This window comes from Citrobacter braakii (assembly GCF_002075345.1).
Classification (GTDB): Bacteria; Pseudomonadota; Gammaproteobacteria; order Enterobacterales; family Enterobacteriaceae; genus Citrobacter; species Citrobacter braakii.
In genome coordinates this window covers 1-474 of record NZ_NAEW01000101.1, presented here as the reverse complement: position 1 = coordinate 474, position 474 = coordinate 1, and the positions used below count along the sequence as shown (strand labels likewise).

The window sequence follows — 474 nt, the reverse complement described above, 5'->3', positions numbered from 1 at the left end:
ACCATTCATGCCGGGTCTTCGGCGAAGAACATCATCAAACAGCGCTTTCCACTGCGGGAACAGTTCACAGGCCAGATGGTGAATTGTTTCCGCCGCCGGTAACGACTTACGGTCAGTGGTGTATTCAAGCCGATGAACGGGCTGGCCTGTTGCATGACCACGCTTGTAAACCTCCAGTTTTTCAATGGTGGTATTCAGCATCGATATGTTGATGTCACCGGCACCGGTATACTTTTTCTGCTCAACAATACCGGTCAGTTCCCGGAGGGTCTGGCGGTCCAGCACGGTGTTTTCGAAATGGTTAATCAGGATGTGGATATCAGGGATTGTGATGCCGTACATTCTGAGGGGAAGCAGGCGGTTCACCAGCCTGACCGTTCCGCGCAGAAACTCCCGGACATCGGGCAGAATGGGCTTTATCACCCCGACCACACTGCTGGCGGCCAGAACAACAATTTCGGTCATCACCCCGGC

1 protein-coding gene is annotated in these 474 nt (G+C 53.8%); it reads right to left on the bottom strand.

Translation table 11 applies throughout. The features are described 5' to 3' along the window. The coding region (locus tag BZK42_RS28060) for a ParA family protein (RefSeq protein ID WP_428839390.1) at positions 1 to 474 on the bottom strand (474 nt) is incomplete at both ends.